Below are 15,031 nucleotides of genomic sequence, written 5' to 3' on the forward strand. Positions count from 1 at the left end.
GAGAGCGCTTAATAAAGCCATAAATCAATCTAAAGATATTAAACATCTTATTCATCATTCAGACAGAGGCATACAATATTGTAGCAATGTATACAAACAAATACTTAAAAGAAAAAAGATAAATATTAGCATGACAGAAGAAAATCATTGCTACGAAAACGCAATGGCTGAACGTGTAAATGGAATTTTAAAAGATGAATTTTATCTCGACCAGACCTTTCATAACATGGCTCATGCAAAGAGAGCTGCAAAAAATGCAATTAATTTATACAACGAAATAAGATTACACTTATCTTTAGATTATAAAACACCAAATATGGTATATAAATTATCAGCTTAATTCAATTTTAACCTGTAGCCATATTTCAGGACATGACATTTAAACGAAGAAAATACTACCTATGAAAAGAGAGATTAGAAAACTTATTAGAAAGTTTGGTTTTGATATTACAAAATTCCAAAAAGATAAAATGGGAATTTACCCGTTTTACGATATGGCAAAATTTGTAAAATCTAATAACCCTATTTTTTTAGATATCGGAGCGAATACCGGACAAACTGTTAAAGACATCAAAGAAGTTTTTAAAGAGGCAACAATACATGCTTTTGAACCTAGCCCAAGTACATTTGAAATTTTAAAAAAGAACACTTCAAGTTTTAAAAATATACAATATTGGAATTGTGGTATTGGCTCTTCTAATAATGTGCTAATATTTAATGAATATGCGCTTTCAAACATGAGCTCTTTCTTCGAGTTACAAAATGTAAACCCTAGTGATTTAAAAAATAAAATTAAAGTCAATGTTACATCAGTTGATCAATTTATCGTTGACAATCAAATCCAAATGATTGATGTCTTGAAAATTGACACAGAAGGTTTTGAGCTTGAAGTTTTTAAGGGTTCGATTAATTCCTTTAAACAAGTAAAAATTGGAATGATTTTGTTTGAAGCGAGTTTCTCATTAGGAAATGAAAATATGCCATCATTTACAGATTTATATGATTTTGTGATTGAAAATGATTTCGAGTTGGTTTCCATATATCCTGTGATTCACAGAAATAATATGGGGGCTTACACAAATATTCTATTTAAACATAAAAGCTATTGAACAAGAGTTTATCAATGCATGAACCTTACTGAAACTATGCAAAACAATGGCTATACATAATGCGAGCGGAAGGACTGATATGAAAGTAATTACATTAAATGAACCAAATGCTAAATTGAAAGGTAAGTACATTGAAATCCCGCACTACGCATAGCCGATACCGCGTCCAAGATCAAATCCTAATAAATTAGTCTTTTTTTTTAAGCTGCATGTTGTTGAAGAACCACATAAGGTGTTCCTCTTTTAACAACCGCAAAAGCTCTGGCTATTAATGTATTTCTAACATTATTTATAGCAAGCATTTTATCTTTTCCTTCTGCTAATTTTCTCTGATAATACAATCGTAGTTCAATATCATGTTGTATAGCACTTACACTTGCCATACTTAATAAACTTTTCATCTTTCTATCTCCTAAATAATGACATTGTTTTCGTCGGTGAATACTGGTTCCAGAGCGATGCTCGAAAGGTGCTGTGCCGCAATAACTTGAAAACGCACGCCAACTGTCGAAGCGTGTAAAGTTTCCTGTATGATAAATAAGCTGACATGCGACAACCAAACCAACTCCTTTGAGGCTTGTAAGTAATTCGTGATTTTTATTCATAGAATCATCCCCTGAAATGATTTCCTTAATTCTAGACTCTATACCTTTTACTTGTTTTGACAAGTAGTCTATACTTCGTTTTAAGCTTATACAACCAAAATCGGTTGTTGGACTAGATAAAAGCACTTTCAGCTCTTTTAATGTTCCTTTAAGACCTGCATTGTTTCTTACTAATTGATCACGTAAAGCTAATAACCTCCCTAACTCTAAATGAGACATACTTTTTACTGTACTTGGGCTTAACTCTTCTCTATAAAGCCAAGCAAAACGAGCGATTATACTCGAATCCAATTTATCTGTCTTTTCTTTTACAATACAAGATGAACGCTTGATTTTCAATGGACTTTCTTCTACATAAACAACTCCTTGACCATGTAAATAAAGGGCTAGCTTTAAGGAGTAATAATCCGTATTCTCAAAACAATAAAAAACCTTGCTTGATTGTGTCTCTTTAGAAACCCATTTTAATAGACTTTTATAACCTATTAAATCATTAACAAACTCCTTGTGTACTTGCCCATGATAGCAATAAGCATCAATCATCTTTTTTGATACATCAATTCCGACTACTTCATCATAATTTTTCATATTATTACAATTAGAGTGAATAAATATGTTGCTTTAACTACTTCCTTTATCGGGAGTTTATACTCTTGGTATTCCAAATGGTTCTTGGCAACTGTATAGAAAGAGAGGACTCGTACGTGTACTGGATCGCTATTCTAAAACACGTTATAGTTCTCCTCTTTTTCTATATAAAGATATTTATTACAAACTAAAGAAACACGTTGTGTGCTATTTGGCTACGTTACCAAGATTTGGTATTTTTGAGTAAAAATATAGTCAAAATGGGAAAAAACACATCAATATCACTCGGAAATCATTTTGAGGATTTTATAAGAGAAGAAGTAAATTCTGGAAGATATGGTTCGGTTAGTGAAGTGATTCGTTCTGCTTTACGATTGTTAGAACGTGAAGAAAAAAAGGAAAGGGAACTGATTAAAGCTCTCGAGGTTGGTGAAAATAGTGGATTTGTTGAAAATTTTGACCCAAAACAACATCTGAAAGAATTACATCGTAAACACTTATGAGCAAATACAAATATCGCATAAGTCAACAAGCGATTGAGGATTTAGATAAAATTTGGATTTATACGCTCAATAAATGGTCTAAAGAACAAGCTGACAGATATTACGACTTGATAATTACGGAAATTGAATTTATAGCTGACAATTTTATGATTGGAAAGTCAGCGGAACAAACTCGAAAGAATTATCGAGTGACTAAAATAAAATCCCATTTGATTTTTTATAGAAAAGTGGAAAATGATATTGCGGAAATAGTTAGAATTTTACACCAGCGAATGGATATTAAAAAACGACTGAAATAAAAAAACTGCACACAACAATGGCTCTAAGTAATTGCTTGATGTCGCCTACTTCCGAAAATCCTCGAGGAATTTCAGTATAGTGTGAACTTGCTAAGTTTAACGCTAAACCACGCAAGTAACCATAAACAAAACCTTTATAACCAAAGACTATATCCCTACTTTTATAACCAAAGACTATATCCCTACTTTATCCTACCAATTTTATAAAGCAAAAAGCTTTTACATTTCTATAAATTATTTTGTATATTTCTAGTTGTAAACTAGTTACAATAAAACTATGCCACGCGCAACCACCATACAAAGTGTTTTAACCCAGCTTGATGATATTATTAACGAGTGTGTAAAAACCAACAGCAGACTTGGCTTATTTGCATATATTTATAGAAGAACAACTACCGAAATAGCCTCTGAGATTGCCTTAGGTCGCTTTGAAGACAATGCGCGTTTAGAAATCCTAGACGTTGAGTTTGCTAATTTATATTTAGATGCTTACAACGCTTATAAAACTAATCAAACCATAAGCGATGCTTGGAAGTTTGCTTTTATAAATGCCCAAGAACCATTAACCATTGTCCAGCATATCATGTTGGGTATGAATGCGCATATAAACTTAGATCTTGCTTTAGCGACTGCTAAAACTATGACTGGTTTAGAGCTTAATGATATTCAAAAGGATTTTAATAACGTAAACGATATCCTGTTCCAAATAGTTAATGAGTTGCAAGATCGTCTAAGCCGCGTTTCGCCATTAATGATATTGTTAGATTGGGTTGGGCAAAATGAAGATGAAAAACTAATTGATTTTAGTATGCGTAAAGCTCGAGAACAATCTTGGAATTCGGCAAATTTATTATGGTCGTTGGGAAATGAACATAATGCAAACACCAAAAAGAATATAGATACACTCGTTGTTAAATTGAGCGAAATAATTAAAACCCCAAAAACAAGGTTGGTTCAATTTTTATTAAAACTAATTGCTAAGTTTGAAACTAAAGATGTAGGACGAATAATTTCTAAACTAAAAGCAGATTAAAATTTATATTAATAAACCTAAATAGTATTTCATAAAAAAATCCAACTGTAAAGTTGGATTTTTAATATCATAAAGTGTATTGTCTTAACTGTTTACAACCAAACGAAAGCCTTCGCCGTGTATGTTAAGTATTTCTACTTTTTCGTCTAATTTTAAGTATTTACGAAGCTTAGCAATATACACATCCATACTACGTGATGTAAAATAATTATCGTCGCGCCATATTTTTGTTAAAGCCAATTCACGTGGCATTAAATCATTTTCATGCAATGCTAATAAACGTAATAACTCGTTTTCTTTTGGCGATAATTTTACTGGATCTGCACCATCAAATTTTAAGAAACGTAATTTTGAGTTTAGATCGAAACGACCTATTTTAAACTCAAACTGTTTGCTATCTGAAATCGTTTCGGTAGCCTTACGTTGAATAATAGCTTTAATCTTCATTAAAAGCACCTCACTATCAAACGGTTTGTTTAAATAATCGTCTGCTCCTACTTTATACCCTTTTAAAACGTCTTCTTTCATCGTTTTGGCGGTTAAGAATATTATGGGCACATCGGTGTTTTTTTCTCTTATCTCTTTAGCTAACGTAAAGCCATCTTTATAAGGCATCATAACGTCAAGGATACATAAATCGAAATCGTCTTTTTTAAATTTCTCAAAACCTTCCATACCGTTTTTGGCATGGGTAACTTCATACTCATTCATCATTAAATAATCTTTAAGTACGGTCCCAAAATTTGGATCATCTTCAACTAATAATATTCTTTTTTTAAATTCTTCCATAGTTATGATATTAGCGGTAGCTTTATAATAAATGTGCTTCCCTTATCTTTTTCTGATTCTACTGATACATGACCTTGATGGTCTTCCACAATTCTTTTAACATAAGCCAAACCTAAACCGTGGCCTTTTACGTTATGAATATTTCCTGTGTGTTCTCTATAAAATTTTTCGAACACACGTTTGGCAGCTGCTTTACTCATACCACTACCATAATCTTTAATTTTTAATAAAATATTTGTTCCTGCATTTTCGGTATAAACCTCAATTTTAGGAGCTTCTGGAGAATACTTAATGGCATTATCCAAAATATTAACTATAACATTTGTAAAGTGAGTTTCGTTTGCTAATACCGATGATGTTTCGGCATCTAAAAAGGTTTTAATATACCCTTGTCTATCTTCCACTATTAACTCTACATGCGTTAAAGCATCTTCTACTAAGTCGTGCAAGTCTACTCTATCCTTACTTATATTCAGCTCATTTTTTTCTAGTTTAGATATACGCAACACATTTTCTACCTGCGCGTGCATACGCTTGTTCTCTTCCTTTATCATTCCAAGATACCTTAAAACCTTTTCCTTATCGTCTATAATTTTTGGATTCTTAATAGAATCTATTGCTAAATTAATAGTAGCGATAGGCGTTTTAAACTCATGCGTCATGTTATTGATAAAATCTGTTTTTATTTCTGAGATTTTACGTTGTTTAACCAACTGAAATAAAGCACTTGAATACGCCAAAATGATAATAGATGTAAATGTTATGGATAACAAAATCATACCAATAACACCCGATAAAATAAACTTTCTGTCGTCTGGAAAATTTACATGTAATCTATATGGTGTTTGATTATTTTCATCATAAAAAATGGGCACTTTAAAACTAGAATTAGGATCGTACTCAAAATTATCACTTTTAACCTTAGTTGCTAAATTGTTACTATAAATAGCAAATTCAAAGTCAATATCGATATCATCCTTTTTAAGTTTTTCGGTAAGCAGTTTTTTAATTTCATTTTCTGAAACACGCTTATGTATTGGATATGTTTTTCGCATTTCCTTAAACCCACGTTCAAAACTTAAACGCTGCGCTTCATCAATACTACCACTTCTTATAATTTTTGATATTGGGCTTTTTATATCCTTATCAGAATCGCCATTACCACTATAAATTTCGGTAGTAGATTTTGTTGTGATATTTTTAATATCAATACTATCTAAACCAATGTCAAAGAGCGAAGAAGTAAGTTTATAGTTTTCTTCTAAAACATCACCTCTGTAAACAAACATTTCTTTTGTGCTGTTGTTTTTTTGATAAATTAACAACTGCGAAACGGCATCTTCATCTGCTTTTTTCTCACTATCTAAGCCTAAAAACTTAGAAAAATATTGTTCCGATTCGTTTTCCTCGATTGTATTAGAAACGTAATTAAGTGCCTTAATAACGTTAAACTTAAAACGCTCTTTTTCGTTGTTAACCGAATCGTTAATATAATAAGCTTGAATTGCTATAATACCTATTAGAGATAAACTCATAAGTATTATTAACAAAATGAATAATTTTTTGCCCATCAATCAAAATTAACATTTTAACATTTAGCAATCTTATGTTTTAACCTTACATTAACAAAAATGTTAAATTTTAACGTATTTATTGTTTAATAAGAAGTTTCTTATGGATTTGAAGCACTTGATTTAAGGTTTCTTCAAGATTGGTGTTTTCAATTACGAAATGAGAATGTTTAATTTTTTCTTCATCTGTCCATTGATTTTTCATGATAGCTTCAATTTTCTCTTTGGAAGTATCATCGCGTTTTAGCAAACGCTCTACCCTTATTTTTATAGGCGCAGTAACTGTAATTACATAATCGCAAGCTTTATCGCCTCCGTTTTCAAACAAAATAGCCACCTCTTTTATTACGTAAGGAGCCTCTTGTTTTAATGCCCATTTTTGAAAATGCTTTCCCACTCTAGGGTGCACAATAGCATTCATTTTTTGCAAATACGATTTATCATTAAAAATGATATTGGCTATAAATGGTTTGTTTAATTGGCCATCTACATAAACCTCTTCGCCAAATAAAGCGATAAGTTTTCTTTTAATTACTTTCGATCTTCGCATTAAAGCCTTAGCCTCATTATCTGCAATGTAAATAGGTACTCCTAACTTAGCAAACTCTTTTGCTACGGTGGTTTTACCACTTCCTATACCGCCTGTAAGTCCTACTACAATCATTTTGTAATTATAAATTCTATGCGTTGTTGGCTAATTTTAGCATGCTGAACCAATTCGGGTGTTTGTATCAACTCCGGAATTAAAAAAGATTGCTCTTGGTTGGTTTTATTAAAATCGCAAACCACCTTAAAGTCTTTTGCTTTTATGGCTTTAAAATTAGCTAAACTTACATAATATGAAACACTTACAAATTTAGGAAAATATTTAATCTTTGTATTTATGGGCGCATTTATAACCGTAAACGGAATTTTAAGTGTGCCTTCTGTAAATTTTTCTATTTTAGCCTTTAATTCTACTTGGCTTGCCGAAAATTTTAAATCGGAGACATTTTCGGGTAGCTTAAGTAAAGCTGTTTTTGAAATATTGGTTCTCACATCATTAAAAACAAGGCTTTCGGTTTCTACACTATTAATTTTGGACACCAAAATATCGGGACCAACCACGGTTACCGAATCTGGATTAGCCGTAATTTCTCCAGTTATATTAAAACCTGGAGCAAAATTAATATCGGTTTGAAATTTAACGGGTACTTTTTTCACCATATTAACGCCATACCTAAACGTTATGGGATCTGGCGATATATTTAGTATCTCTACATCTTTATCAAATTGGGTGTTGTTTAAATAGGCTTTGGATTTGTTCCAAACAAAAACAGATTCTTTTTTAAAGACATCCTCACTAAAATCTATAGTAATTTTTGGTTGAGTCCAATAATAAGATAACCACCTAAAACCATGGGTTTTTAATGTGATATTAATTTGAGTAGAATCGTTTAAAATAACATTTTCTTGCGGAATGTTTAGTTTTTCTACACTAAAAGGAATGGTATTGGTGTATTGTTTTGATAGTTTGGTAAACATTAAAATTACAAACGATACAAACAGAAAAATAAAGAACACATTAATTCTTTTATTTTTAAAGGCTTCTATGATGTTAGCTTTTATTTTCTTCATTATTTTAATTTGAAAAATAATTTAGGAAAATGTGTTTCTGGTGTTTTGTTTAATACTGAAACAGCTAATGTAGATTTAAAAAATCCATAACCATAACCAAAAAACTGAATTAAGATTGCAGGAATTGCTAATACTGAAACTACGATGTTTTTAGTATTGAATACAGCCAAAACAAATGCTAAAGCAAAGTAACACGCATACCCTAACAAAAACCACTTAAACCCTGTTAAAAACAACAAAACGGATACTATTAAACCTAAACTAAACAGCGTAGGAAACCAATAGGTTATTTTTTTAGTTGAAGGATGCCATTTGTTTAAAATAGGACGCACCAAACCAAATTTATTAACTTGTTTATAAAAGTTGCTCCACGATATACGACGCTTATGGTACACAAAAGCTTCTGGTATTAACTTGGTTTTATAACCCAAATTCCAGAGTCTTATGGATAAATCTGGGTCTTCGCCTGGGTGAATTCTACCAAAACCTTTGGAGTCTTGAAATGCTTTTTTAGACAGCCCCATATTGAAACTTCTGGGTTGAAAGGTATCGACGCTATTTTTATTTCCTCTAATACCACCGGTAGTGATAAAGGATGTCATGGAAAAATTAATGGCTTTTTGCAGGTTTGAAAACGACTCGTGTGCCGCATCGGGACCACCAAAACAATCTACATAATTGGCTTTTAAACTTTTATCGGCCTCTACTAGATAGTTTTCGGGTAAAATGCAATCGGAATCTAAAATGATAAAATAGTTGCCTTTGGCCTGTTGCATGCCAAAATTACGAGAATCTCCAGGTCCGGAGTTTGCCTTAAAATAATATGAAATATTTAGTTTACCTTTAAAGGTATCAACTACCGCTTTTGATGTTTGGGTAGAGCCATCTTCTACAATTACAATCTCGAAATCGATAGCGCCCTTTAAAGCTTCAAAGCTCTGTAAAAGCTCCTGAATTTCGTCTGGACGGTTGTATACCGGTATTATAAATGAATATTGTAATTGCATAGTACAAATGTAATTAATCCTGTTTACCTGTGTTTTAAATTTTGATATAAATTATAAGGGTAATTTAGTAATGAAGTCCGCTTTGTAATTAGAATTAAGAGTAGACCGCAACTATGCCATTGCGAGTGTCTTACTCGTTGCGGTTTTAGTCAAGTAAATCGAACACAAACAATTAATAGGACTGTTTAGAATATAAGTTTAGCCTGTTTGACGGCACAAGCAAGATGCTTGCGCTAGCAAAGGGAATAAAGTCCGCTTTGTAATTAGATTTAAGAATAGACTGCAACTATGCTATTGCTAGTGTCTTGCTCGCGACGGTTTTAGTCAAGTAAATCTAACACAAACAATTAATAGAATGGTTTAGAATATAAGTTTAGTTTGTTTGACGGCACAAGCAAGATGCTTGCGCTAGCTAAGGGAATAAAGTCCGCTTTGTAATTAGAATTAAGAGAAGACTGCAACTATGCTATTGCGAGTGTCTTGCTATTGACGGTTTTAGTCAAGTAAATCGAACACAAACAGTTAATAGAACGGTTTAGAATATAAGTTTAGTTTGTTTGACGGCACATGCAAAATGCTTACGTTAGCAAAAGTAAACAACAACTAAAACGGTTTGCTCTTTGTTAGCAAATACTCCCGCGCTAGGGATTGTAGCGACATCCTTTTTTTGCTGCTATAAATGGCAAAAAAAGATATAGCGGAAAGCCCGACCCTTGAGGTAGCGCCCTTATTTTTTAAGCAAAAAAAAAAGAGCACCGTAATTAGGATGCGCTTTTTTTTTATAAATTATTGTTTTCTATTTTTTGTCTTCGGCATCTACAAAAGCACTCATTACAGCGTCGCTTACTCCCATGTTGCTAAAGCCTCCATCGTGAAATAAGTTTTGTAATGTTACACGTTTTGTTAAATCGCTAAACATTGATACGGTGTAGTTTGCACAATCTAGAGCGGTTGCATTACCAAGTGGCGACATTTTATCGGCGTAGGCAATAAACCCATCGAATCCTTTTACTCCACTACCTGCTGTTGTTGGTGTTGGCGATTGCGAAATGGTGTTTACACGTACTTTTTTATCTCTACCAAAGAAGTAACCGAAACTACGTGCTACGCTTTCTAGATATGCTTTATTATCGGCCATATCGTTATAATCTGGAAAAACACGTTGCGCTGCCATATAGGTTAAGGCCACGATACTTCCCCACTCGTTCATAGCATCTGCTTTGTAAAGCGTTTGCATAACTTTATGAAAAGACATTGCAGAAACATCTGTTCCTTTTTGTGTCCATGCATAGTTTTGGTCTGTATAATGTTTTCCTTTACGCACGTTTATTGACATACCGATTGAATGTAAAACGAAATCGATTTTTCCACCAAGAATTTCCATAGATTGGTCTACTAGGTTTTTTAAATCTTCTTCTGAAGTTGCATCGGCAGGAATAATTTGAGAACCTGTTTTTTCGGCTAACTCATTTATTTGTCCCATTCTCATGGCAACCGGAGCGTTTGTTAAAACAAATGTGCCTCCTTCTTCATGAACACGTTCGGCAGTTTTCCAAGCGATTGAGTTTTCATCTAAAGCTCCAAAAATAATTCCTCGTTTACCTTTTAATAAGTTATACATATGTATTGGTTTGTAAGTTGATTTTATAATTTGTTTTTAGGTGTCAAATATACTAATTAATTGAGTAATTCTTTGGCATGAGCTATTGCAGATGATGACATTTCTGTACCACCCAACATTTGCGCTATTTCTACAATACGCTCATCGTGATTTAGCTTTACTAAATTGGTTTGCGTTACATCGTCCACATCTTCTTTATACACTTTAAAGTGAGAGTGTCCTTTGGCGGCCACTTGTGGTAAATGTGTAATAGAAAAGACCTGCATTCTTTTACTCATTTGCAACATAATATCGCCCATTTTGTTTGATATTTCGCCGGATACACCCGTATCGATTTCATCGAACATAATGGTTGGCAACTGAATGTATTTTGCTAAAACTGATTTTATGGCTAGCATGATTCTAGAAAGCTCACCACCAGAGGCTGCTTTTTTAAGCTCGTTAAAACTACCGCCTTTATTTGCTGAAAACAGGAATGATAACTCGTCTTTTCCGTTTGCAAAAAAAGTTTTACCAAACTGTGCCTCTATTTTAAACTGTGCATTTGGCATTCCTAAATCTGCCAAAATAGTTTCTAACTGCTTTTTTAACTCTGGAATAACCTTTAAACGCTTGTCGTGAATTCCTTTAGCAATGGTATTTAATTGACTTTCTTGCGCTGTGATTTCTTCGGATTTCTTTAAAATATTAGCATCTAAATTTTCGGTTACCGAAACTTTTTCTTCTAGCTGATTTTTAATTTCTATTAATTCTGAAACGTTTGATGCTACATGCTTTTGCTTTAAACTATGAAGCATTTTAAGCTTAGCATCGACTACCTCTAGCCTATTTGGATCTGCATCAATATTTTCTTGATGGTCGTTAACCTCGCTATACAAATCGTCCATTTCTATTAAGCTACTGGTTGCACGATTGTACAACTCCTCGTATTTAGAGGAATATGTAGCCAATTTTTGAAACACATTTTTTAAGGTTGTAAGCGCTGTTATAACACCTACTTCGTCTTCACTTAAAAGATGGTCTGCCTCGGCAAGTTTTTCTTTTATACCTTCTATGTTGTTTAAGGTTTCGTACTCTTCTTCAAGACTTTGCTCTTCATCTTCAACTAAATTAGCTTCCACTAATTCGTTTAACAAAAACATATTATAGTCGTGTTCCTTAATGGCTTCAGCTTGAAACACTTTAAGTTCTTCTAATTCTTTTTGAAGTGTTTTATAAACCTTAAGTTCGGTTTTATAATTTAATAAAGCGCTGTAGTTATTAGCCAAGGCATCGATAACTTGAAACTGAAAATCGTTACTTGTTAATTGCAGTGTTTGGTGTTGCGAATGCACATCAATTAATCGTGCTCCCAAAGCTTGCAGACTAGACAAATTTACAGGCGAATCGTTTACAAAAGCTCTTGATTTACCAGATGGCAAAATTTCTCTTCGGATTATGGTTTGCTCTTCATAATCAAAATCTTCTGCCTTAAAAAGTGCTTTTAGCTTATAATTAGAAATATTAAAAACAGCTTCGATTACACATTTTTGTGATGCATCTTTTAAGCTACTTAAATCTGCTCGCTTACCTAAAATTAAAGATAATCCGCCAAGTAAAATAGATTTACCTGCACCAGTTTCTCCTGTAATTATTGAAAACCCATCGTTAAAATCGACATGAAGTTTATCAATTAAAGCGTAATTTTTTATTGAAAGTTGAGTTAACATATTTCGCTATAGGTATGAAGTATTTTGGTTTAAATAACCAAGTAGTGTATCTTGAATCTTATTATTACAACTTAATATTTTGCCATTTACTGCTGTGCATTGGCGCTACTTTTTGTAGTGTTTCATTTAAAGCAACAATATCAACTTGTGGTCCATCTGAAAATATTTGTTGGATTTCCTCGGCTTTAGCATCAAAAAATGTACGTAGTAAAAAAGAATTAGGTCTACGACTATTCATTTCCTTAAAAGACTGTAAGGCCGAAGCAATTTCACTTTTCCCTTCTTTTACATTAGTACTCATAACATCTAATCCGTTTCGGTGGTAATTATACATTACCTGTCTAAACTCTTTAAATGTTGGAGATAAGATATTATCTATTAATGCAAATCGACTTTGTAAACCATCTTCTAACTTCCAACCTTTAAAATTACCTTGTTGTGAATAGTTGGTAATTACTTGTGCTTGCTTAAAGTATTCATCGCCACCCTTATCTGAAAACGAATCGGCATCTAAGCCTAAAACCATATTAATATGAAACGCTAAAACAGAAATTAAATTAGACTCAAACTGTGTTGGGTTATAGATTAAATTTTGAAATTCAAGGTATCTGAAATTAAAATCTTTATCGTTAAAATTATAAACAGGTGTACTATAAGATGAGCCATAAACTGGTCGTGAAGACTGCACCTGCAATGTACCTTGAAAAGACTCGCCACTATAATTTGTAATGTTTAAAAACAAGTTACAGTTTATACGCTCTTGATCTTTAAAAGTTTTTTTAGTCCATTTGGTATTATTAACAAACTCGGTAAGTTGTTTTTCTAGAGTTTTAAAAATGGGAAAGTTTTCGTTACCTGTTTGTTCTGCATTTACAACAACACTACAGTTTAACTCTTGAGCAAACCCTTTAATTCCGAAGCAAATTATTAATACAAGTAGAATATTACGCATCAATTTCTGATATAATTTTATTTAATAAATCTGAAGCAACTTCTGTTTTAGACTTTAACTGAAACTCTAAGATATTATCCTTATCATCAATAAAAGTTACTTTATTGGTATCTGTTTTAAAACCAGCACCTTTGTCATTTAACGAATTTAATACAATTAAATTTAAATTCTTTCTTTTTAATTTTCCTTTTGCATTTTCAAGCTCATTGTTTGTCTCTAAAGCAAAACCAACTAAAAATTGTTCTTTTTTAATTGCGCCTAAGGATGCCAAAATATCTTTAGTCTTTTCTAGCTGTAAAGTTAACGTATCGGACTTCTTTTTTATTTTCTGACTAGCAACTTCTTTAGGAGTAAAATCTGCTACTGCTGCTGAAAGTATAGCAATATGAGAGGTATCAAAATGCTTGTGTACTTCATTATACATATCTTCTGCGCTAACCACAGGACAAACTTGAATACTAGAATGTGATGTTTTTTGATTTGTTGGACCAGAAACCAATATAACTTCTGCGCCTAAGTTAGCTGCAGCTTTAGCAATTTCGAATCCCATTTTACCACTAGAATGATTACCTATAAAACGTACAGGATCGATGGCCTCGTAGGTTGGACCAGCAGTAATTAAAACCTTTTTACCACGAAGCGGTAATTTACCTAAAACATCTTGCTCTATAAACGTAACAATATCTTCGGGTTCTGCCATACGGCCTTCGCCAACTAAACCACTAGCTAATTCTCCTCTTCCTGCAGGAATCATGATATTATTAAAACTTTTTAGCTTTTTAAAAGACTCTAGAGTTGATGGGTGCTTATACATGTCCAAATCCATTGCTGGAGCAAAATAAACAGGACATTTAGCCGATAAATAGGTTGCCAACAATAAGTTATCGCTGTTTCCATTTACCATTTTAGCTAAGGTATTTGCTGTGGCAGGAGCTATTATAAATAGATCTGCCCATAACCCTAAATCTACATGATTATTCCAAATGGCATTATCATCGTCTTCATTAGTAAAGGTGGAATGCACGGGGTTTTTAGAAAGCGTAGATAAAGTTAACGGCGTAATAAAATCTTTTGCAGATGGCGTCATTACAACTTTTACGTTGGCACCAGATTTTATAAACAAACGAACAAGCGAAGCTGTTTTATAAGCAGCAATACCACCAGTTATACCTAATAATATGTTTTTTCCGCTTAATATACTCATAGCAACTTTCTTTAATAAGCAAACAAACTCCAAGACCATTTGGTAAAACGGTTTTGGAGTTTATTTAATGGTGTTTAAATTTAGAAATTATTCTTGACTATCTTGGTCAGTATTTCTAAAATAAATTTTATCAGTTAACCATTCTTGAACAGCTAACGCATGAGGTTTAGGTAATTTTTCGTAAAATTTAGAAACCTCTATTTGCTCTTTATTTTCAAAGATCTCTTCAAGACTATCATTGTAAGTAGCAAACTCTTCTAACTTATCAATAAGTTCTTTTTTAATCTCAGTGTTAATTTGTTCGGCACGTCTTGCTATGATAGAAATTGATTCGTAGATATTCTCTGTTGGCTCATCAATTTGATTTCTGTCATACGTTACCGTATTAACTGGAGCATTGGTTTTTTTTAAATCCATTATTTTA

At 32.6% G+C, this 15,031-nt stretch carries 16 protein-coding genes; 5 read left to right on the top strand and 11 right to left on the bottom strand.

The genetic code is table 11. The features are described 5' to 3' along the window. Both HNQ90_RS11920 and HNQ90_RS11925 read left to right on the top strand, forming a co-directional pair. Positions 1 to 340 (top strand): integrase core domain-containing protein (locus HNQ90_RS11920; RefSeq protein WP_183822351.1); only part of this gene is annotated, 340 nt, incomplete at its 5' end. Positions 341 to 401: 61 nt separating this feature from the next. Then, positions 402 to 1,109, top strand: a complete 708-nt coding sequence (locus HNQ90_RS11925; RefSeq protein ID WP_144116267.1) for an FkbM family methyltransferase — start codon at positions 402 to 404, stop codon at positions 1,107 to 1,109. Between the two features lie 200 nt (positions 1,110 to 1,309). Here HNQ90_RS11925 and HNQ90_RS11930 read toward each other — a convergent pair whose 3' ends face one another. After that, entirely contained in the window at positions 1,310 to 2,302 is a 993-nt protein-coding gene (locus tag HNQ90_RS11930) for an IS110 family RNA-guided transposase (protein WP_144116268.1), read from the bottom strand. A gap of 260 nt (positions 2,303 to 2,562) precedes the next feature. On the opposite strand from HNQ90_RS11930, the gene HNQ90_RS11935 reads away from it, so the two are divergent. The 3 genes from HNQ90_RS11935 to HNQ90_RS11945 all read left to right on the top strand — a co-directional run bounded on the left by HNQ90_RS11935 (position 2,563) and on the right by HNQ90_RS11945 (position 4,137). Beyond that, a complete protein-coding gene (locus tag HNQ90_RS11935; protein WP_028284019.1) occupies positions 2,563 to 2,805 on the top strand; it encodes a type II toxin-antitoxin system ParD family antitoxin in 243 nt (80 codons plus the stop codon). After that, entirely contained in the window at positions 2,802 to 3,104 is a 303-nt protein-coding gene (locus HNQ90_RS11940; RefSeq protein ID WP_144116269.1) for a type II toxin-antitoxin system RelE/ParE family toxin, read from the top strand. The genes HNQ90_RS11935 and HNQ90_RS11940 overlap by 4 nt, the downstream gene beginning before the upstream one ends. Before the next feature lie 277 nt (positions 3,105 to 3,381). Continuing rightward, positions 3,382 to 4,137: a DUF5995 family protein gene (locus tag HNQ90_RS11945; protein WP_144116270.1), complete on the top strand. Its 756-nt coding sequence runs from the start codon at positions 3,382 to 3,384 to the stop codon at positions 4,135 to 4,137. 84 nt (positions 4,138 to 4,221) lie between these two features. On the opposite strand, the gene HNQ90_RS11950 is transcribed toward HNQ90_RS11945, so the two are convergent. From HNQ90_RS11950 to HNQ90_RS11995, 10 genes are all read right to left on the bottom strand, one after another. Continuing rightward, on the bottom strand, positions 4,222 to 4,926 hold the full coding sequence (locus tag HNQ90_RS11950) for a response regulator transcription factor (RefSeq protein ID WP_144116271.1): 705 nt from the start codon (positions 4,924 to 4,926) through the stop codon (positions 4,222 to 4,224). A 2-nt stretch (positions 4,927 to 4,928) separates the two neighbouring features. Beyond that, positions 4,929 to 6,461, bottom strand: a complete 1,533-nt coding sequence (locus tag HNQ90_RS11955; protein WP_144116272.1) for a sensor histidine kinase — start codon at positions 6,459 to 6,461, stop codon at positions 4,929 to 4,931. A gap of 115 nt (positions 6,462 to 6,576) precedes the next feature. Further along, a complete protein-coding gene (coaE, locus tag HNQ90_RS11960; protein ID WP_144116273.1) occupies positions 6,577 to 7,161 on the bottom strand; it encodes a dephospho-CoA kinase in 585 nt (194 codons plus the stop codon). Continuing rightward, on the bottom strand, positions 7,158 to 8,114 hold the full coding sequence (locus HNQ90_RS11965) for a CdaR family protein (protein ID WP_144116274.1): 957 nt from the start codon (positions 8,112 to 8,114) through the stop codon (positions 7,158 to 7,160). The genes coaE and HNQ90_RS11965 overlap by 4 nt, the downstream gene beginning before the upstream one ends. Then, the gene (locus HNQ90_RS11970) at positions 8,114 to 9,121 is read right to left on the bottom strand and encodes a glycosyltransferase family 2 protein (RefSeq protein ID WP_144116275.1); all 1,008 of its coding nucleotides are present in this window, start codon (positions 9,119 to 9,121) and stop codon (positions 8,114 to 8,116) included. The genes HNQ90_RS11965 and HNQ90_RS11970 overlap by 1 nt, the downstream gene beginning before the upstream one ends. Positions 9,122 to 9,917: 796 nt before the next feature. Beyond that, positions 9,918 to 10,742: an enoyl-ACP reductase FabI gene (locus HNQ90_RS11975; RefSeq protein ID WP_144116276.1), complete on the bottom strand. Its 825-nt coding sequence runs from the start codon at positions 10,740 to 10,742 to the stop codon at positions 9,918 to 9,920. Between the two features lie 56 nt (positions 10,743 to 10,798). Beyond that, entirely contained in the window at positions 10,799 to 12,451 is a 1,653-nt protein-coding gene (gene recN, locus HNQ90_RS11980; RefSeq protein ID WP_144116277.1) for a DNA repair protein RecN, read from the bottom strand. Between the two features lie 64 nt (positions 12,452 to 12,515). Then, a complete protein-coding gene (gene porD / locus HNQ90_RS11985; protein WP_144116278.1) occupies positions 12,516 to 13,403 on the bottom strand; it encodes a type IX secretion system protein PorD in 888 nt (295 codons plus the stop codon). Next, the gene (gene coaBC / locus HNQ90_RS11990; RefSeq protein ID WP_144116279.1) at positions 13,396 to 14,607 is read right to left on the bottom strand and encodes a bifunctional phosphopantothenoylcysteine decarboxylase/phosphopantothenate--cysteine ligase CoaBC; all 1,212 of its coding nucleotides are present in this window, start codon (positions 14,605 to 14,607) and stop codon (positions 13,396 to 13,398) included. Before coaBC ends, porD begins: the two co-directional genes overlap by 8 nt. A gap of 87 nt (positions 14,608 to 14,694) precedes the next feature. Next, complete coding sequence (locus HNQ90_RS11995; RefSeq protein WP_172625860.1) at positions 14,695 to 15,024, bottom strand: DNA-directed RNA polymerase subunit omega; 330 nt, start codon at positions 15,022 to 15,024, stop codon at positions 14,695 to 14,697. Between the last annotated feature and the right edge of the window lie 7 nt (positions 15,025 to 15,031).

It is taken from the genome of Algibacter amylolyticus (assembly GCF_014202225.1).
In the GTDB taxonomy this organism is placed as follows: Bacteria; Bacteroidota; Bacteroidia; order Flavobacteriales; family Flavobacteriaceae; genus Algibacter_B; species Algibacter_B amylolyticus.